15 protein-coding genes and 3 pseudogenes are annotated in these 19,470 nt (G+C 67.1%); 9 read left to right on the top strand and 9 right to left on the bottom strand.

The window, feature by feature from the left end:
* Positions 1-27: 27 nt before the first annotated feature.
* Positions 28-345 carry a hypothetical protein gene (locus J8M50_RS07175; RefSeq protein ID WP_010351369.1) on the top strand — a complete coding sequence of 106 codons (318 nt, stop codon included), beginning with the start codon at positions 28-30 and terminating at the stop codon, positions 343-345.
* A 245-nt stretch (positions 346-590) separates the two neighbouring features.
* Here the strand turns inward: J8M50_RS07175 and J8M50_RS07170 are convergent, their stop codons facing one another.
* On the bottom strand, positions 591-821 hold the full coding sequence (locus J8M50_RS07170) for a GntR family transcriptional regulator (RefSeq protein WP_010351368.1): 231 nt from the start codon (positions 819-821) through the stop codon (positions 591-593).
* Positions 822-995: 174 nt separating this feature from the next.
* Here J8M50_RS07170 and J8M50_RS07165 point away from each other — a divergent pair, with 174 nt between their 5' ends.
* Entirely contained in the window at positions 996-1,340 is a 345-nt protein-coding gene (locus J8M50_RS07165; RefSeq protein WP_010351367.1) for a hypothetical protein, read from the top strand.
* Positions 1,341-1,541: 201 nt separating this feature from the next.
* Here J8M50_RS07165 and J8M50_RS07160 read toward each other — a convergent pair whose 3' ends face one another.
* From J8M50_RS07160 to J8M50_RS07150, 3 genes are all read right to left on the bottom strand, one after another.
* Positions 1,542-3,128, bottom strand: a complete 1,587-nt coding sequence (locus J8M50_RS07160) for a P-loop NTPase family protein (RefSeq protein WP_010351366.1) — start codon at positions 3,126-3,128, stop codon at positions 1,542-1,544.
* 203 nt (positions 3,129-3,331) lie between these two features.
* Positions 3,332-5,914: an ABC transporter permease gene (locus J8M50_RS07155; protein ID WP_010351364.1), complete on the bottom strand. Its 2,583-nt coding sequence runs from the start codon at positions 5,912-5,914 to the stop codon at positions 3,332-3,334.
* Positions 5,911-6,699 carry an ABC transporter ATP-binding protein gene (locus J8M50_RS07150; protein ID WP_010351363.1) on the bottom strand — a complete coding sequence of 263 codons (789 nt, stop codon included), beginning with the start codon at positions 6,697-6,699 and terminating at the stop codon, positions 5,911-5,913. The genes J8M50_RS07155 and J8M50_RS07150 overlap by 4 nt, the downstream gene beginning before the upstream one ends.
* A gap of 437 nt (positions 6,700-7,136) precedes the next feature.
* On the opposite strand from J8M50_RS07150, the gene J8M50_RS07145 reads away from it, so the two are divergent.
* The 3 genes and pseudogenes from J8M50_RS07145 (at position 7,137) to J8M50_RS07125 (ending at position 10,932) form a co-directional block, all read left to right on the top strand.
* Entirely contained in the window at positions 7,137-8,702 is a 1,566-nt protein-coding gene (locus J8M50_RS07145; RefSeq protein WP_078480496.1) for an MFS transporter, read from the top strand.
* Positions 8,654-10,666: pseudogene (locus tag J8M50_RS49025) on the top strand (polymorphic toxin type 17 domain-containing protein); the annotation flags it as partial. The gene J8M50_RS07145 and the pseudogene J8M50_RS49025, both read left to right, overlap by 49 nt.
* Positions 10,663-10,932: a hypothetical protein gene (locus J8M50_RS07125; protein ID WP_141655542.1), complete on the top strand. Its 270-nt coding sequence runs from the start codon at positions 10,663-10,665 to the stop codon at positions 10,930-10,932. The pseudogene J8M50_RS49025 and the gene J8M50_RS07125, both read left to right, overlap by 4 nt.
* 328 nt (positions 10,933-11,260) lie before the next feature.
* On the opposite strand, the pseudogene J8M50_RS07120 reads toward J8M50_RS07125, so the two are convergent.
* Positions 11,261-11,593 (bottom strand): annotated as a pseudogene (locus tag J8M50_RS07120) (transposase family protein); the annotation flags it as partial.
* Between J8M50_RS07120 and J8M50_RS50020 the strand changes: the two are divergent.
* The 4 genes and pseudogenes from J8M50_RS50020 to J8M50_RS07100 all read left to right on the top strand — a co-directional run bounded on the left by J8M50_RS50020 (position 11,543) and on the right by J8M50_RS07100 (position 14,439).
* Positions 11,543-11,818, top strand: coding sequence for a transposase family protein (locus J8M50_RS50020; protein ID WP_306080741.1), 276 nt, complete (start codon positions 11,543-11,545; stop codon positions 11,816-11,818). The pseudogene J8M50_RS07120 and the gene J8M50_RS50020 sit on opposite strands and share 51 nt — an antisense overlap.
* A 147-nt stretch (positions 11,819-11,965) precedes the next feature.
* Positions 11,966-12,403, top strand: a pseudogene (locus tag J8M50_RS07110) (polymorphic toxin-type HINT domain-containing protein); the annotation flags it as partial.
* 357 nt (positions 12,404-12,760) lie between these two features.
* The gene (locus J8M50_RS07105) at positions 12,761-13,642 is read left to right on the top strand and encodes a hypothetical protein (RefSeq protein ID WP_141655541.1); all 882 of its coding nucleotides are present in this window, start codon (positions 12,761-12,763) and stop codon (positions 13,640-13,642) included.
* 221 nt (positions 13,643-13,863) lie between these two features.
* Positions 13,864-14,439, top strand: a complete 576-nt coding sequence (locus J8M50_RS07100; protein ID WP_141655540.1) for a hypothetical protein — start codon at positions 13,864-13,866, stop codon at positions 14,437-14,439.
* Positions 14,440-14,818: 379 nt separating this feature from the next.
* Here J8M50_RS07100 and J8M50_RS07095 read toward each other — a convergent pair whose 3' ends face one another.
* From J8M50_RS07095 to J8M50_RS07080, 4 genes are all read right to left on the bottom strand, one after another.
* A complete protein-coding gene (locus tag J8M50_RS07095; RefSeq protein WP_010351357.1) occupies positions 14,819-15,046 on the bottom strand; it encodes a DUF397 domain-containing protein in 228 nt (75 codons plus the stop codon).
* Positions 15,047-15,129: 83 nt separating this feature from the next.
* Positions 15,130-15,441 carry a helix-turn-helix domain-containing protein gene (locus tag J8M50_RS07090; RefSeq protein WP_010351355.1) on the bottom strand — a complete coding sequence of 104 codons (312 nt, stop codon included), beginning with the start codon at positions 15,439-15,441 and terminating at the stop codon, positions 15,130-15,132.
* A 71-nt stretch (positions 15,442-15,512) separates the two neighbouring features.
* Positions 15,513-16,397, bottom strand: a complete 885-nt coding sequence (locus tag J8M50_RS07085) for a DivIVA domain-containing protein (protein WP_010351354.1) — start codon at positions 16,395-16,397, stop codon at positions 15,513-15,515.
* A 171-nt stretch (positions 16,398-16,568) separates the two neighbouring features.
* The gene (locus J8M50_RS07080; RefSeq protein ID WP_223786175.1) at positions 16,569-19,469 is read right to left on the bottom strand and encodes an SUKH-4 family immunity protein; all 2,901 of its coding nucleotides are present in this window, start codon (positions 19,467-19,469) and stop codon (positions 16,569-16,571) included.
* Position 19,470: the final 1 nt, after the last annotated feature.

The following is a 19,470-nucleotide window of genomic DNA, read 5'->3' as shown; positions in this document are numbered from 1 at the left end:
CCCGCAGAGCCCTCCAGGAGATTGACGATGCCGAACAACAGCACGCCGTACCCCCAGGGGTTCACCACCCCCGAGATCCTCGACGACTGCGCCGACTGCACGGCCCTGGTCGGCAAGTGGGCCAGACACACGAGGAGGAAGACGACGACCGGCGAACCGAACAAGGACTACGACCCGTCGGGCGGCGAGCGACGCGGCGGTCCTGTGGAAGATGCACGTCGCGAACACGCACGACGGATCGCGGTGAGACGCCTGCTCCACCGCTACGGCTGGACCACGTACCTCGGCGTCGTGGCCGTCAGCGCGATCCCCCTCCTCGGTCTGGCGGTGCTGAACCGCCTCTGACCGCACCTCAAGAGCGGCGTCAGAAGGAACCCGGTTCGACGATCTCCTCCCCCTCGCCGTGAGGGGTCTCGAACCGGGCGAAGAAGTCGTCCAGTGCCGACTCGGTGACCGTCAACGCGTTCGCATCGTCACGCCGGTTGCGCCCGTTCAGGCACCGGAGCAGTTCAGCGCGCGGGACCGGGAAGTACAGCAGACGTACGACCCCGCCGGCCCGGCAAGCAGGTACATCACAGGGGTGGACACCGTCAGTCGCGCTTCCTCACGAACGACCCCATGCTCGGCGTGGTAACGATCAACCCCTCGGCACGGAGGGCGGCGGTCGCCTTGCGGACGGTCGGGCGGGCCACGTCGAACTCCTCGCCGAGGCGCACCTCGGACACGAGGTGGTTCGGCGGGTACTCGCCGCTGGCGATGCGCTGGCGGACCACGTCGGCGATTTGCTGCCACTTCGGGCGGCTGGGATCGAACTCGTACACCGCTGGACCGTACCTATAGGCAGCCGCAGGCTCCTAGAAGTCCATGTAATTTCCAGGGGTGGACAGGGCATTACAGCTAACGCTACCTTCAGGATACGAAAACGCCCCGAAGGACCGGGCCTAATCGGTCCAACGGGGCTGGCCAAGACAGCTTCGAAGGAGCTGACCCGACGTATGCGCGATGCTATCGCCCGAGCCCTCACCTGGGCCCGCCTCATCCTCACCCCCCGCCCCCGCCCCGGCCGCCACTCCCCCGCCTATCTCACCGCCCAGCCCACCCCCGACGGCCTCGCCCCCGTCTCCCCTTGGTCCCGCCCCTGGACCAGCATCAGCAAAGAAGAAGCCGCCGAAATCTTCCGCCTCCAGATCGAGAACGACCAACTGGCGCTGAACGCCTGGGAGTTGCGGATCCAGTGGGAACGCAGGCGAGCCGCAGCCCTCGCGACGATGGGCATCGACCACCCGTACACGTACCCCGACGCACCTTTCGACGCCGCCTCGTTCAGGACGCACACGTGAACCGGGAGGTGCTGCTCGCGGACGGACCGCCCGCGCGGACGGAGGAGGACTGCTGCCACTGCGGGCGCCGGACCCTCGTACCGATCCCGTGCACCCGCAGGGACGACGTCTATGCCTGTCCCGACTGCCTGCTCATCGCAAGCCACCGGACATGAACAGAACCCGGTGCCGAGGAGTCCCCCAAGACTCCCCGGCACCGGGTCACGCTCGCAGCAGGGTGACCGTGCGCCCCGACGGAGTGGTCTGCGTCGAGAACGCGGTGCGTTCGTGGACGGGGGCGGCTTGGGGGCGGGTGTCGAAGACGACGAGGGTGCCGGTGGACAGTTCCGTACGGTCCAGGTAGTCGTCCAGCTGGGCTAGGCCGTCGGTCAGGGGGTCGGGGCGGCCCTGACGCCACACCTTCAGTTCCAGCGCCTCGCGCTGCACGGACCGCGATCCGTCGGACTCGTTCGTGTAGGGCTGGCGGATCAGCAGGTCGATGCGGCGGCGGCCCACCCCGTACTCCCGGTCGATGTAGCCCGCGCCGTTCACGATGCGGTGCAGGTACGCCATCATCACCAGCTGAGCCGCCGCCTCCGGGTAGGTCGAGCCGGAGGCGAGGATCTCGCCGTTCTCCCGCCAGAACGCGGCGAACGAGCGCAGCAGCTTGTCCATGTCGATCCGGCCGTCCGGCAGCCGGAAGCTGCTCGGGGTGTCGGTGACCGAGTCCTCGGCACCGCTCCCCAGGACGCGGACGATGACCTCCCGGTAGATCGGATTGGCCACCCGCACCGGTGTGTCCACGGCGATCAACCCCAGATCGCGGACGTACGACCGGTCGTCGTCGTAGGTGACGCCGATGTCGGGCAGCTCACCGGCGATCAACGGCTCGATCACCCGGCGTACCCGGTCCTCGCCCAGGCGGGCGACCAGCGAGTCCAGGTGCGTGGCCCGCGCCAGGATCAGCCGCTCCTTCGCCTGGTCGACATGCTCTGCCGTGATCGGCTCGGACGGCGGGACCTCCATCTCCTCGACGATCTCCCGCGCCAGCGCGTTGACCAGCCAGGGCTGTCCTTGCGTGACGCAGAAGGCGCGTGCCAGCGCCTCCTCGGTGAACACCTGTCCCGTCTGCGCGGTGTGCTGTCCGTACAGCTCGACGACCTCGGCCTCGGTGAAGTCACCCAGGCGCAGCGAGGCGACCTTGATGTTGAACGGACTCGACGTGCCGAGCCTCCCCGGGTCCCCGCCCGAGGCCGCCTTGTAGTCCCGCACATCGCGCAGGCCGCACAGCGCCACCGAGTGGGGGAAGCTGCTGCGCCCGGTCGTGAAGCCGTTGCGCAGCTGACGCAGCACACTGCGCAGGCTCTCTCCGCGCAGCGCGTCGATCTCGTCGAAGAACAACACGAGCGGACGGGGGGAGCTGAGCGCCCACTGCTTCAGCCCCTGCTGAAGCCGGGCTCCGGGCGCAGCTTCGGGCCAGACCGGGGGCGGGGCGAGTTCCACGGGGAACTTGGCGATCTCGGCGGCGTACCGGATCGCCTGAAGGACCAGTTCCTCCGCCCAAACAACGTCCTCCCCGGCTGGCTCCGCGTTCTCGCACGAGAAGTGCAGTGCCGTGTACCGACCGGAGGCTGTCAGCTCGCGGGCCAGCGACGCGAGTGCCGTGGTCTTGCCGGTCTGCCGTGGCGCGTGCAGCACGAAGTACTGGCCCTGGTCGACATGCCTACGTGCCCGGGGCAGCCGCTCCTGGCCGGGCAGCATGTAGTGCAGGTCGGGGGTGCACGGCCCTGCCGTGTTGAAGTAGCGCACGCCTCAGACGCTAGCCGACCCCACTGACAATCGGCGTCTCGAACGGGCAGGGTCCCGGCCGCCGCACCTGCCCTGACCGCCTGCTGCTCACGAGCCCCCGGACATGAACAAAACCCGGTGCCGAGGAGTCCCCCAAGACTCCCCGGCACCGGGTCTTCCCCCGCAACCCCCGTATGCGGTGGTCCAGTTCCCCCCTTCTCGGATCAGTCCGTGGCGATCGCGTTGAGGACGTTCATCCGGCCCGCCCTGAACGCCGGGATCAGTGCGGCGAAGAGTCCGACGAACGCCGAGCCGATGAAGACGCCGATGATCGTGGGCCAGGGAATCTCCAGGACGCCGAGACCCTGAAGTGCCAGGAGTTTCTGGGCAGTTGCGCCCCAGCCCATGCCCAGCCCGAGGCCCAGCAGAGCACCGAAGAGGGCGATCACGACCGACTCCATGCGGATCATGCGGCGGAGTTGGCGCCGGGAGAGGCCGATGGCCCGCATGAGGCCGATCTCCCGGGTGCGCTCCACCACCGACAGCGCCAGGGTGTTCACCACGCCGAGGACGGCGACGATGATCGCGAGGGCCAGCAACCCGTAGATGAGGTTGAGGAGTTGGCCGATCTGGTCCTTCAACGCCTGCTTGTAGTCGGTCTGGTCACGGACCTTGTACTGCGGATAGTCGCGCATGGACGACTTGAGCGCGGTGTACGCGGCGTCCTGCTGCCCCTTCTGCGCGGTCGCGAAGAGGATCGTGTCGAGCGGCATCTTGTCGGCCGGAACGTACTTCGCCATCGTCGTGATGGCCGTGTACATGGCCCCGGAGTCGATGGCGACGTCGCTCTTGGTGATGGCGCGGACGGTCAGGGACGCCGTACGCCCGTCCTTGAAGGCGATCTTCAGCGTGGAGCCCAGCCGGACGCCGTGGTCCTTGGCGAAGTCCTCGTGGACGGACATGGAGTCCGGCTTGTACGCGTCCTTGAGGTTGCCCTGGACGGTCTGGCCCCGCACGTCGTCGGGGTACGTCGGGTCGGCCGCGGTGATGGCCGTGTCCTTGGAGACCTTGCCGTCGGGGGTGGTGAAGTCGGCCTCGGTCCACTTGTACTCGGTGACGTGGCTGAGCCCCGGCGTCTTCTTGACGGCCTCGACGGCCTGCGGCGTGACGAGCTGTCCGCCGTCGGCCTGGATGATGAAGTCGGTGCCGACGGTCTTGTCGAGCTCCGAGGTCGCGGAGGCCACCATGGAGGAGCTGACGACGGAGAGGCAGGCGACCAGCGCGAGCCCGATCATCAGGGCGGCGCCCGTAGCCCCCGTACGCCTGGGGTTGCGCAGCGCGTTGCGCTCGGCCATGCGCCCCACGGGACCGAAGGCCCGCAGAAGTACTACCCCCAGTACTCGTACGATCCCGCCCGCGAGCAGCGGTCCGATGATGACGAACCCCAGGAGGGACAGGACGATGCCGAGCCCCAGCCAGAGCGCGCCCTCACCCGCCTTGTCGGCAGTACCTGAGAGGTAGAGCGCTACCCCTCCGGAGCCAGTCAGCAGCAGCCCGATCAGGGCCCGTACCCATCCGGCGCGTCCGTCCGCAGGGGTACCCGCGTCCCGCAGCGCGGCCATCGGCGAGACCTTGCCCGCGCGGCGGGCCGGGAGGTATGCCGCCAGTACGGTGACGACGACCCCGAGGACGATCCCGATCGCGGGGGTGGTCCAGGCGACGGTCAGGTCGTCGGTGGAGAGGTTCATCCCGGACGAGGCCATGAGCTTCATCAGCCCGACGGCGATCCCGACCCCGGCCCCCACGCCCAGGATCGACCCGACGACCCCGAGGAGCAGCGCCTCGACCAGCACCGACCGGTTGACCTGCTTGCGCGAGGACCCGATGGCCCGCATGAGCCCGATCTCCCGGGTGCGCTGCGCGACCAGCATCGAGAACGTGTTGATGATGAGGAAGATGCCGACGAGGAAGGCGATCCCGGCGAAGCCGAGCATGGCGTACTTGAGTACGTCCATGAGGGAGCCGACCTGCTTGCGGTTGGCGTCGGCGGTCTCCTTGGCGGTCTGCACCTTGAACTGACCAGCGCCGAGCGCGGAGTTGACGCCCTGCTTCACCTGCTCGTCGCTGAACCCGGCAGCCGCCGTGACGTTGACGTTCGTGTAGACACCGGTCCGGCCGACCAGCGTCTCCTGCGCGGTCTTCGTGTCGAAGTAGAAGATCGCCGCACCGGGGTTGGTGACCTGGAAGGCGACGACACCGGAGATCTTCGCCTTGTGCGTGCCGAGGGCGCTGATGACGCCGATCTCGTCGCCGAGCTTCAAGTGGTGCTTGTCGGCGGTGTCTTCGTCGACCATCACCTGGCCGGCGCCCTTGGGCACCGCACCCGAGGTGATCTTCATGGTGCGGGCGTCGTTGCTGTTCCAGCTGCCCACGATCGTCGGGCCGCCGCCGTTCGGCGAGAGGTTGTCCTTGTCGGCGTCGACGACGGTCACGGAGGTCGAAAACACCGTGCCCTCCGCCGACTTGACGCCCTTCGCCGTGCGGACGGTGTCGACGACCGACGCCGGCATGACCGGCGGCTTGCCGTTGTCGGACTTCGTCTCGCCGGTGTCGGAGGCGCCCTTGGGGCTCACCGTCACATCGGACGACGTCGCCGCGAACAGCTTGTCGAAGGTGGTGGACATGGTGTCCGTGAACACCAGCGTCCCGCAGACGAACGCGACCGACAGCAGCACGGCTATCGCCGAGAGCGCCATCCGCCCTTTGTGCGCGAAGAAGTTGCGCATCGAGGTCTTCACGACGGTCATGACGTACGCCCCCGCGCGTCGAAGTCCTTCATGCGGTCGAGGACGGTGTCGGCGGTCGGCCGGATCATCTCGTCGACGATCCGCCCGTCGGCGAGGTACAGCACGCGGTCCGCGTACGACGCGGCTACGGGATCGTGCGTCACCATCACGATGGTCTGGCCGAGGTCGTCGACGGACCGGCGCAGGAAGCCCAACACCTCGGCGCCCGCACGGGAGTCGAGGTTCCCGGTCGGCTCGTCGCCGAAGATGATCTCGGGCCGGGCGGCCAACGCCCTTGCCACGGCGACGCGTTGCTGCTGGCCGCCGGAGAGCTGGTTGGGCCGGTGCTTGAGCCGTCCGGCGAGCCCGACGGTCTCGACGACCTGCGCCAGCCACGCCTTGTCCGGCTTGCGGCCCGCGATGTCCATCGGCAGCGTGATGTTCTCCAACGCGCTGAGCGTGGGAAGCAGGTTGAACGCCTGGAAGATGAACCCGATGCGGTCGCGCCGGAGTTGGGTGAGCTTCTTGTCCTTCAGCCCGGTGATCTCGGTGTCGTCGAGGTAGATCTTTCCCGAGCTGACCGTGTCGAGCCCGGCGAGGCAGTGCATCAGCGTGGACTTCCCGGACCCCGAGGGACCCATGATCGCGGTGAACTCCCCCCGCGCGATGTCCACGTCGACATGGTCGAGCGCGACGACGCGGGTCTCCCCCGAGCCGTACGCCTTCACGACCTGCCGCCCCCGTGCGGCGACGGCCGTACGCCCTCCGGAACCCCCGTGCCGGGGAATGGTCACGGCCGATGTCATGGCAAGTCTCCTATGTCGGTCATCAATTGGTACGCGGGTGCCCGTCGCGTTCTTCGTCTGCCGCGGCGGTCCGCGCCGGCCGGCCCTGATCGGTACTGGCCCTGAGCGGTACGACGTTGAGTCTGTCCCCCGGGAGGGGTACGGCACATTGGGGCCGGACCCCGTCTTCCCGGGGGGTTAACCCCACCCCCCGACGAGGGGGGTACCCGGTGATCCGGTCGCCCCCGTCGACGTAAAGCCAGATTAAGGACCGACCCCGTGCCCTCTCGTCCTCCGTCGGGACGAACCCTCCCCGAGACGTAGTACGGAGGTACCCCTAGGGGACGTCCACCGACGGGTGGAGACGTTTCCGGGCCTATCTCCACCCTCCCGCTCCACCCAGGCTGCACCCTGCCGCGACGGGAGGGTCAAGTGAGAAGCTGGGCGGCGGCGGATAGATGCAAGGGGCACGCGACTGTGGAGGGCCTGTGACGGGGAGTGTTCGGCCGCTCATACCTGCGACGGAGGGTCGTAGTACCCCCGACCGACGGGGCGCGGTGGTCGCCGCGCTCATGCTGTCGATGGCGCTGGCCGCGCTGGACTCCACGATCGTCTCCACCGCCGTCCCCCAGATCGTCGGGGACCTCGGCGGGTTCTCGGTCTTCTCGTGGCTCTTCTCCGGCTACCTGCTCGCGGTGACCGTCACGCTCCCGGTGTACGGGAAGCTGTCCGACACGTTCGGCCGCAAGCCGGTCCTCGTCGTCGGCGCGGCCGTGTTCCTGCTGGGCTCCCTGCTGTGCGCGTGCGCCTGGAACATGGGCGCGCTGATCGCGTTCCGCGTCGTGCAGGGCCTCGGCGGCGGGGCCCTCCAGGGGACGGTCCAGACGCTCGCCGCCGACCTCTACCCGCTGGAGCAACGCCCCAAGATCCAGGCGAAGTTGTCCACGGTGTGGGCGGTGTCGGCGGTCGCGGGTCCCGCGGTGGGCGGGCTGCTCGCGGCGTACGCCGACTGGCGGTGGATCTTCCTCGTCAACCTCCCTGTCGGAGCAGTGGCGTTGTGGCTGATCGTCCGTCATCTCCACGAGCCCGCACGGGAGTCGGCACCCCGGGCCCGCGTCGACTGGGCGGGCGCCCTCGCCGTATTCGCCTGCGGAGGCGTCCTGTTGACCGCGCTCGTCCAGGGCGGCGTCGCCTGGAACTGGCTCTCGGCGCCTTCGCTCGGCCTGTTCGGCGCCGGGCTCGCGCTGGTGGCGGTCGTGGTGGCCGTGGAACGCCGCGCCGCCGAACCGATCATCCCCGGCTGGGTGTGGCGCCGCCGCCCCATCGCGGCGGTCAACTTGGCGCTGGGCGCACTGGGGTTGCTGATGGTGGCGCCGACGGTCTTCCTCCCGACGTACGCGCAATCCGTCCTCGGCCTGGGCCCGGTGGCCGCCGGTTTCGTCCTCTCGGTCTGGACCCTGAGCTGGCCCATCTCGGCGGCGCTCAGCCAACACGTCTACCGCCGCATAGGTTTCCGCGACACGGCGCTCCTGGGCATAGCCCTGGCGGCCCTGATCCTCCTGGCGTTCCCCCTCCTCCCGTACCCAGGCTCCCCCTGGCAACCGACGCTCCTGATGCTGGCGTTGGGCGCGGCCCTGGGCCTCTTCCAACTCCCCCTGATCGTCGGCGTCCAGTCGACGGTCACCTGGGGCGAACGAGGCACAGCCACCGCCTCGATCCTCTTCTGCCGCCAGACGGGCCAGACAATCGGCGCCTCCCTCTTCGGCGCGATAGCCAACGGCGTCCTCGCAACCCGCCTGGGCGGAGGCGGCGACCTCGACTCGGTCACCCGCTCCTGGGGGTCGGCCGGGACACCCGACCACATCCGCCGGGCGGTCGCGGATGCGGTGCATGCGGTGTATATCGGGGCGGCGGTGGCGGGGGTGATCGCGTTCTTGGCACTGCTGCTGATCGCTCCGCGACGGTTTCCGGCGACGCGAAGACGACGTACTGCTACACGAAGACGGCCCAGCCGCACACGCTGAGCGGTACGACCACGGGTACGGACTGCGCGGTCCCGCAGAAGAAGTACACGTACGACACCACCGGCAACACGGTGGAACGGCCGGGGAAGAGCGGCGCCCAGGCCCTGACCTGGTCCCCCGAAGGCAAACTGAACAAGCTCACCGAGAACGGGACCTCGACCGACTACCTCTACTCGGCCGACAACTCCCTCCTCATCCGCGCCACCCAGAACGGCGAACGCGTCCTGTACGCCGGCGCCACGGAACTCCACCTCCGCGCGGACGGCACGGTGTGGGCGCAGCGCATGTACGCCGGCCACGCCCTCCGTTCAAACGAGACCGGCACCAACAAACTCACCTACCTCACCAGCGACCACCACGGCACTTCTTCCCTCTCCCTCAACCCCGACACAGCCCAGACCTTCACCAAGCGCTACACCACCCCCTTCGGCGCCGACCGAGGAACCCCCCTCTTCGGCCCCTGGCCTAACGACAAGGGCTTCCTCGGCAAAACCCGCGACGCGACGACGGGCCTGACCCACATCGGCGCCCGCCAGTACGACCCCACCACGGGCCAGTTCCTCAGCGTCGACCCCATCCTGGACCCGGCCAACCCCCAAACCCTCAACGGCTACAGCTACGCCGGCAACAACCCCGTCACCTTCAGCGACCCCACCGGCCTGAAGATCGACAACTGCGCCACCTACAGCTACTGCACCGCCAACGGCGGCACCATCGACGAGGTCAAGCAGAACCACCCGCCCAAGCCAGCTCCAGCAGCCTCCAGCGGCCGCGGAAACGGCACCGCGAGGAGTGGTAGCGCAAGCGGAAACAAGGGAAACTCAAACGACAGCGATTTCGATGGCCCCTGGATTGCAGCGACAACCCCGTCATCGGACGACGCCGACCGAGTGGCCGGCCAGTACTATCTTTTCGGGACCAATAAGCTCACAAACACCGTAGGCGGCTACTGGTTCCCCCAGACCAATGCATTCAACAAACCAGAAGTAGTCTGCTACGGCCGCCTCGCCTGCAATAAGGCGTACGCCTACTACCTCGAAAATCCGAATGACGTGGCAGGAGCGAAGGTAATTGCCGCCACCTACTGCCGCGCTCACGAAGATGAATGCAATCAGGATGCCCGGGTGTGGGAGCGCTCGATAGAGATAGGAAATGAGTTCGTTGCAGCCCTGGGAATGGGGCGAGGCGGATTGATGGGTGGTGGCATCAAGGGCGCCTGCAAGTGCTTCCTTGCCGGAACCGATGTCCTCATGGCCGATGGCAAGACCAAGGACATCGAGGACATAGAACTCGATGACAAGGTCCTGGCGACCGACCCGAAAACCGGTGAAACCGGCCCCCGTGAAGTCACCCGCCTCATCCGTACCGAAGGCGACAAATACTTCAACGAACTCTCCATCGCCACTCTGGACGGCATCGAACACCTCACCGCCACCCACGAGCACCCCTTCTGGGCCCCCTCCGAACACAACTGGATACCGGCTGGCGACCTCAAACCGGGCATGACCCTGCGCACGGACGACGGCTACACCGTCATCGTCACGGGGAACCGGGGGTTCACCAAGAAAGCTCGGACGTACAACCTCACCATCGACGAACTGCACACGTACTATGTACTCGCCGGTGCCACGCCGGTACTCGTTCACAATAGCGACTGTTGGAGCGTTAAAGCGAGAATGCGTGCAGCCGGTCCGGGGGATGAATTCGGCCTGCCGAATCAAGGTCGCATTCGATATGTCCCTCCGAAGAACTACAATCCCGCGAACCCCTTGCCGCGAGGTCGTAGCGGTGGATACATTGACCGATTCGGTAACGAGTGGACAGTGGGGCCATCGCGCACCGAGGGGCATCCTTTCGAGTGGGATGTCCAGTTGTCGCGTCAAGGGCGCGAGAAGATCGGTTGGCTCTCTCGCGATAATCGCCACGTTAACGTAGACCCCTTTGGGGAGGTAACCCATAGATGAGGGAGTTCAATTTCGATGAAATCGTCACCGTTCTCGAAACCAGCCACACCGCAGAACTCGGAGTTGCCGGTTCCTCAGGAGTGATTTTGGGCAAGAGTCAAGGAGTCGACGAGAGGATCTACGCTGTCCTCGTCGGAGATGAAACGACCATGCTCCCAGAGTCTGTCCTCATGCCAACCGGGCGCTACATCGATCCAGATGAAGTGGACAGCGGTGAATCCATCAAGGTTCAAGCAGAAAGGTACCCGGAAGAAGGAGTCGAGTAATTAAGATCCACTCGGTTTCTTCGCCGCTCTGCATTCTGAAGTCGGGGCAAGCTACGCCGATGTTGGGATTTATGTGCGGCGGAGTTGAAGCCCCGTCAGGTGTGTCCTGACGCTGACTCTGTCGGGGATCTTGGCGGTCTACTCATTCTCTGGCGGACCGCCAAGACCTCGGCCGGGTAATTCTGTGCTGGTCCAGGTGATTCTGGAAGGCGGTCGGCGGCCGGGACGGAGGTGCTTCTCCGGTCGGCAGCCGTCGGCTGAGGCGCTCGATATTCGCGGCGATGGCTGTGAATACGTGCTGTAACAACGGCTAAAATAATGAGCCTTTTCAGCGGTGCCGCTCCAGGGCGAGGATGGCGGCTGCGATTGACGACATGCGGTTGGGACTGCATCGGGCTTTGCGGAAGATCCGCCAGGACTTCAGTCGTGCGACGCCTCGCTCGACCGGGGCGCCTACTGCCGAAAGCGCGCGGTTGACGGTGCGCTGGGTTGGTGTGAGGCCGCGGCCTGGTGGGCGTCTGCGTGGTGTTGTCACCCATGGGCCGGCTCCTATGTAGGCGCGGTCGGCGAGGATCGGGATGCCCTGGCGTTCGCAGATTCGGATGATCCGGTGCGTGCGGGCCGCAGTCAGGTCGTGCGCGCGGCCGGGCAGTGCGGGCGCACAGTCGACATCACGGTCCATACCCACTACATCATCACCGTATGTGAACGGCTGAGGCTCCCGATCCTGGCCGACAAAGCGTATGCAGGCGCTGGCGGGACCATTCAGGTGCCTTCCAAACGACACCTCGGACGACCACTGACCATCAGGCAGGCCAACGTCAACCGCGCACATGCCCGACTGCGCCTGCCCGTCGAGCGGGCCTTCGCCCGCCTCAAGTGCTGACGCATCTTCCGCAAAGCACGCATCAACCCCAACCGACTCACGTCAGCCGTGAAAGCGGTTCTCACCCTTGGGTGTCACCGCTGAAGATCCTTATCATGTGAAGGCAAGGCCAATTCGGGCATTTGCAGGGCCCTGCGCACCCGCCCCTGCAAGTGCTTCCTCGCTGGCACCGACGTCCTCATGGCCGACGGCAAAACCACCAAGAACATCGAGGACGTAGAACTCGGCGACAAGGTCCTAGCGACCGACCCGAAACCCGGCGAAACCAGCCCCCACGAAGTCACCCGCCTCATCCGCACCGAAGGCGACAAAAACTTCAACGAACTCTCCATCGCCGCCCCCAACGGCATCGAACATCTCACCGCCACCCACGAACACCCCTTCTGGGCCCCCTCCGAACACGACTGGGTACCGGCTGGCGACCTCAAACCGGGCATGACCCTGCGCACGGACGACGGCTCCACCGTCATCGTCACGAGGAACCGGGCCTTCACCAAGCAGACCCGGACATACAACCTCACCATCGACAAACTGCACACGTACTATGTGCTGGCAGGCAGTACCCCAGTCCTCGTTCACAACAGTGGCGACGATGCCCGCTTCAGGTATCTTGATCGGCCTGGATTTAGCAACTGACGCAAGCGGCAGGACTTACTACTCGGGCATGTTCGGTCCGAACCACACGGCAGCGGGCGTAATACGTCGACACTCCAATAACAACAACCGCTTCAACCCCGCCAACGGGGATAGACTCAGAGTTGCCCCAGGTACTCGCACGTACGGAGAGTCCCGCCTCATGGAGCAGCGACTGGCCGAGCAGTACAGCACCATCATTGGTAAATCCGGGAACGATTATCGCGGAAATCGCCAGAACCCGCTGGACGGTAAAAAGCTTGCTGAATAAGAAGGTTGCGAGGCAAAGAAGCTCTCTGGAGGGTGTTAATGGATAAGGCGTCCCCCAAGGATCACGCTCTTGCCGAGTTCGCATCCAAGCTATCGGTGATCTCATCCAGCTTCACTGAGCAGACGGAACAAAAAATCACTCTCAGTGAACTACTGGAAATCATCGGTGTGGCCGTTCCTGGCGAGATAAGGATCCCTGTCAAGTTCAAGGTAAATCTCAAGGGGAAGCGTCACGAGGGGACGAGCAGGTCGCACGTCAGCGAACTGAATGACTCAGTATTCGTCGAGGCATCAGAAGCCCTTGCAGGCTTGCTGAACTGGGGGAGTGAGCCGGCGACGACGACCGATCTGGCTTCGCTCCTCGAGTTGGCACTCAAGGCCTCGGATGTTGAGTTTGCAGATGTACGCACAGAAGAGATCTCCCAGATTTCCGCCGTATCCCCGAAGCGTGTCGCGAAGACGAAGATCGGCGACATTGTCGCGATCCCGGCGAAGGCAGGCGGATACCACATTGCTGCGATCGTGGCTAAAAATCGGTTCGGAACGGCCCTCGGGTTCTTTCGCGGAGTATTCAAAGCCCCGAGGGTTCGGGCCCGGATGTTCGATATTGCTGGCATTCCGATCTACACCGATGAGCAGCTAATCGCGGCCGGAGTTTGGCCTATCGTCGATCACGACGAAGGCTTGCTTAAATTCTTCTCAGGTGAACCTGAAATTTACCACGCGCCAGACGTGTGGCCGAATAGAGATTTCGGCGCATTCGGTGCCGCCGAAACATCCGACGGGAAAATTCGGTCAATCGATGAGGAAGAGGCTGACTCTGCGGGAATCGGAGACGGATCTTACCGGCAAGTACATATGAGCGAGTATCTCCAGCGTCTCCTTGATGAAGGATTTAATGGTGTCGACCAGAAGTCCTGACTTTAGTCAGCATTGGCCGGTGAAGTAGGCGCATGCCACAGAGGCGCCCACGTGAAATATTCTTCGCATGGGCACCTTGACCTCGATGTTTCGATCGCGGCCAGGGTGCTCTGTCCGAGACCGGCCGCCCGAACAGAGGTGACGTCAAGGGCGCAGGGCATTTCTACGGCAAGCTCATGAATGTTCCAGGATGCAGCTGAGGCACGAGGGGGTACATGGTCGTGAATACCGAGATCCCGGCGCAGGCAATGAAGGATTATGGTCTGCGATTTCTGGGATTCAGACGCGGAACTGGACTCCCTACCTACATCGCCGGAATGGTTACGTCCTGCCACCCCGACGAAGGCCGCAGAGATCGGACTGTCGCACTCGACGACCCTGATCGCGTCTCGAAGGCAAACGCCGACTGGTTCGAATTGGCGACAGAATGTGGACTGTTCTCCGTCGACCGCCAGTTTCTGCTCTCCATCAGCATGCCGCGCCCCGACGCGGTTGACGATACGGATGTCGAGGGAGTCTGGGGCCTTGTCGAGCTCATGGACGACTGGGACATCATGGGTGCGGGCTGTGCGGTCGGTGTCACAGGGAGCCGATACGGCTGTCCTGCGTTCGTCATGTCTGCTCTCGACGGATCTGTCTTCGTGCAGGGCACGTTGTGGCAGGACAGTATCGGGACTGCCGCCCTCCCCAACCCTCAGCGTGTGCGATCTCTCCGGGATATCGCCGTTCTGAGCGTCGGGAAGCCGTACCGGACAGCCGCTGAGAACGAGGACACGCTGGCCTGGCTCGCCAGGTAGAACCAGGCATGAAGGGGAAGCCCCGCCGGTATACGGCGGGGCTTCCCTCGTTGGGTCACGTACGAGACCGACACCTACACCCCACATGTAGAGCGGTCCGTCAACAGGCATGAGCAGGTTCTCGCCTGCGTACGGTCAGCTGCCCACGGTCTCTTCGATCTGCTCGAAGCCGCCCATCGCTGCGTTCGGGGACGTTCACCTTCCAGGCCCGGCTTTCGGGGCGGGCAGCGTGATCGTGAGTATGAGGTCCAGTAGCCCACCGGGACTCAAGGCGAGGGACGACGCAGAGGGCCCGCGGCTGTTCAACGGTGACTTTCGAGTGGCCAGGACCGAACGGATTCGGGTTTGCTTCCGGGAGAGCTCTCCAGACTGGTCGGGATCAGTCGGCGCCGCGTACGTGGTCGATGAGCAAGCCGAACGAGGCTGCACCGAGGAGAACAACGGGGCCGTGTGGGCTCTTGGAGTCCCGGATGGCCATCTGGCCGCAGTCTCGGCGTACGTCCGCGACTTCGACGCAGGTGGACTGGTCGCTGCCGCTGTAGCTGGACTTGAACCAGGCGGCTCCCGGGAGGTCGGCGGCGGGGCAGGCCACGGCCTTGTCGGGCATATGTGTTTCCCTTCAGGTACTTCTTCAGGGCCTCCGAATTCCATGATGGCCATATTGCTGGTGAGGCCAGGGTGGAGTGCGGATTAGTCGATCACAGTCCGCAGTTCGGTGGGGTTGTCCGAGCAGGTGAGGATCTCCCTGCGGCCTTGCCGGACCTGGGCCAGCGCGCCCGGGGTCTTCTGGGTGGAGGCGCAGGGTGAGCTGGAGATGAGGGCGTATGCGTAGGGCGAGGGCAGGACATTGGCGTACGCGGGCAGAAGGGTGCCGACCTCGGTGCTCTTGGTCCGGTACTGGCCGGTTTCCACGCGGCTGAGCCGGGTGTTCTCCCGGCCGAGGACGGTCGCCGCGTCGGCACGGGTGAGCTTGGCGGTCCTCCGGTAATAACGCAGGCCCATCACGTACGGCGGTCATACCGGAGTGGAGCCCTGCGCGAGGGGCACCTCCGCCGACAGTTGCCGTCCAGGGGCTACTCCACCGCCCGGCCCGTCAGGGCGCTCAGGCTGGTGCGGACGTAGTCCATGTGGGCTCGTACGTCGTCCCAGCGTTCGCCGTGTTCTCGGAGGACTCGTTCCGTTTCTCGGGCGATGTGGTCGGACTGGTGGTGGGCCTTCGTCAGGAGCGCGTCAGCGTGGTCGCGGGCTCGGGTGTGGAGGTGGGTCGCGGATTTTTCGGCCTCGGTGTAGGTGTTTCGGGCCTCCGCCAGGGCGGTTTCCGCTCGGGCGATCAGGTGGGAGTAGTGGGTGTCCAGGGTGCGGGCGCGGGCCAGGGCTTCTCGTTCGATCGCCTCCATGCGGTGGTCTCGGGTCTGGTCCTGGCGGGTGAGGAGGGACTCTGTGCGGCTGCGTACTTCTCGTAGGCCCTCCAGGGCTTTCGCTCGGCCTTCCTTCACCTCGCGTCGTGCCGTGACGCGGATCTCGTCCGCTTCGGCGCGGGCTCGGGCGACTCGGTCTCGGCCTCGTTCCTCCGCTTCCGCCAAAATAAGGCGGGCCTCCGATTCCGCTTTCTCGCGGATGGCTGCGGCTTGTTCGTCGGCTTGGGCCGACTGTTCGCGTGCCTCGTGGCGGGCTCGTTCGCGGAGGGAGTCCGCCTCGTGCTGGGCCAGGCGGAAGAGGTGGTGGGCCGTTTCGCCGAGGGTCTCGTAGCTCTGGGGAGTGAGGTGGGTGACGGTCTCGCGGAGGTGCGTTGCTTGCGACTCTGCCTTCTTCGCCTGCACCGTCAGGCGTGCCGCGCGGTCCCATGCCGCGTCGCGGTCCGCGCACAGGGCCGCGATGTACGCCTCTACCTGAGAGGGACGGTACCCCCGTCCACGTACCGTTCCGAACCCGTACGGCGACACCGACGCGCTGCCCATGCTGGAAACTCCTCACGAGATCCGAACGGTTTTGCGCATATCTTGACGGTTCGGATCGAAAGGTGCGTAACGTGACACTCCGTGAGGGGGTTACGGGCCTCGGGATAGAAAAAGTCCGCAACCGGTTGCTGCCGGTTGCGGACTCTTCATAGAGAGACCGTCAGGGACGTGTCACAGCAGGCCGTCCCACATCTGCTCCAGCAGCACCGACCACCAGCTGTCCGGCGAGCCCAGCGCCGCCGGGTCCAGTGAGGCGAGCTGTGCCTGGAAGTCGACGGTCCAGCGGCCCGCCTGCTCCGGGTTCAGGCCGTACCGCAGCCGCCACATCCGCCCCAACAGGGCGAGGCAGCGCGCGAATTCAGGCAGGCCCGAGTTCACGAACTGCGGCGCGACCGGGGCGCCGCCGGGGCCCGCCTCTACGGGTACGGCGACGATGTTGGCGGTCCCGTACTGCACGCAGATCGCCTTGCCGAAGTCGCTGCCCATCACGAGGTACGAGCCGGCGTCCGCCGACGGCTGCACGCCCCGTTCCTGCGCGAGTTCCGCCAGCGTCGGGACCGGGCGGCCCGGCTGGGCCTGCGCCCAGAAGAACGGGCCCATGTCCAGCGGGAGTCCGGCCGCGACCAGCATGTGCGCGACGACCGGCGGCACCCCCTGCCTCGCCACCGCCGCCTGCTCGAACCGGAACACGCCCGGGCCGAACGCGGCGGCCAGCTCCTGGCCGATCGCCTCCGGCGGTACGGCGGGTGCCTGCTGCACCGGCGGCAACGGGGCGCGCACCGGGGCGGGCCTCGCCGGGCCGTCCGCGACCTGGTGCAACTCGCCCTGGTGCGCGAGGAGTTGCTGCATGCCCTGCTGGCGGCTCGCGTGGTCCGTGCCGTACGGGGCGATGCTCGTGATCCTCGCCTGGGGCCACTGCTCCCGGATCATCCGTGCGCAGTACGCACCCGGCAGCTCGCACGACTCCAACTCCGTGTGCAGCTCCAGGACTTGGCCCGGGGGGACGTTCATCCCGCGCAGCTCGTGGAAGATCTGCCACTCCGGGTGCGGGGTGCCGGGCGCGGAACGCCGGATGAGCTGCTGCTCGGAGCCGTCCTGGGCGCGGTAGCGCAGGACGGCCTGGTAGCCGGGGCCCACGGTCGGCTGGCCCGCCGGGTTGGGGTACCCGTACGCCGCTGGGGGCATGCCCTGGGGTACTACCGGAGGGGGACCGGGTACGCCGGGAGGGGGACCCGGGACGCCCGGTGCACCGGGTACGCCCGGGAACGGTGCCGTGGGTGCACCGGCGACACCGGGAGCGCCGGGAGGCGTGCCGGGTGCGTTCGGCGGTGCGCCGGGGATGCCGGGGGCGCCCGGTGGGGGCGGGGGCATGCCGGGGCCGCCGGGCGGGGGCGCGGCCAGCATCGTCGCGGCGTGGTGTACGGCACCCGGGGTGCCCGGGGTACCGGGAGCGCCGGGGGCCTGCGGGGCACCGGGAGCGCCCGGCGGAGGCGGCGGCATGGCGCCGGGCGCCTGTCCGGCACCGGGGTGACCAGGGCCGGGGGGCATCGCCGGAGGGGTGCCCGGAGCTGCCGGTGCGCCTCCCGGTCCGCCGGGTACTCCCGGCACGTCGCCCTCAAGGGCGGACACCAACTGAGTAGGTACGTACGCGTTGGCGGCACCCGCCGGTCCAGCTCCGGGAGCGGCGCCCCCAGGCCGGCCCGGTACCCCGGGCGCACCCGGCGGAGGCGGCGGCGCGCCCGCGCCACCCCTCCCCCGGCGCGGAGGCGGTGCCGCACGGCTGGTCGCGGCGTCGGCGATGTCCCCGGCGTGGGGAGCGAGCCCCCGGCCGGGTGAAGCGGGTGCGCCTCCGTCTCCGCCGGGAGCAGCGGAGTTGGGGACACCGGCACCCGGCGCCCCGGCAGGAACACCGGAGTTGGGAGGAACAGGCGAGTTGGGAGCACCGACGCCGGGAACCCCGCCAGGAGCACCCGCGTCAGGAGCGCCGCCCCCCTGATGCCCGCCCGGAGCACCGGAGTTGGGCACACCGGCGGCATGAACCCCGCCAGGAACAGTCGAGTTGGGGGAACCCGGCCCCGGCACCCCACCAGGGACACCGGAGTTGGGAACGCCGCCCCCCTGATACCCGCCCGGAGCCGCCGAGTCGGGACCGCCAGGCCCCGGAACCCCGCCCGGACCGGCCAAGTTGGCCCCACCCGGACCACCCGGACCACCCGGACCACCCGGACCACCCGGACCACCCGGACCACCCGCCGTCTGGGGATACCCGTACGAAGCCCCCGCCGCCCCACCCCCCGGCGCACCCACCGCAGGCCCAACAGCCGTAGGCGGCAACTGACTCCCCCCGGACATCAACGCGGTCGGCGCATCCGCACCGACCCCGGGACCCCGCCCCCGGTCCCCGTCGCTCAACGGCGGAGCGAACACGGTCGCGGGCAGCGGAACGGACCGGTCCTCGCCACCGTTCGTATCGGTCCCGGCCCAGGGAGTCGCCCCAGCAGGAACAGCAGGAGCCCCGGCAGGAGTCGACGCCCCAGGCCCACCCGGAACACCCGCTCCCCCACCGACTCCAGGAACCGCCCCCGAGGAAGCCGCGCCAGAAACTCCAGCACCAGCCCCAGAACCCTGCGCCCCAACACCCGCTCCAGACCCCGGCGTCACCCCACCCCCCGAGTCCCCATCCCCCCGCTCCCCGATCCCCAACTTGTCCGCCGCATCCTGCAACCACTCCGGCGGCGTCAACAAAAACGACGTCTGGTTCAGATCCACCCGAGCCGCAGCAGCCGGCACCGCATCCGCGACCGCCCCCGCCTCACCCCCGTACCGCTCCTCGTACCGACGGACAACCTCCCCAACCGGCAGAGCGGGCCACAGCGTGGCCTCGCCACTGTCCCGGGCGATGACCAGCCGTTGCGAACCCCCGTCCCCGCGAGGCCCCTCCGCCCGATCCTCCGCCCACACCACGAACCCGAGGCCGAACTCCCGCACCCGCACCTCCCGGTGCTGATACACGGGCACGTCCCCGTTGACCCACTCCTCCGCACGCTCCTGCGCCTGCGCGAACGTCACCATG

It is taken from the genome of Streptomyces acidiscabies, from assembly GCF_020010905.1.
In the GTDB taxonomy this organism is placed as follows: Bacteria; Actinomycetota; Actinomycetes; order Streptomycetales; family Streptomycetaceae; genus Streptomyces; species Streptomyces acidiscabies.
This window is presented reverse-complemented; position numbering and strand designations above follow the sequence as displayed.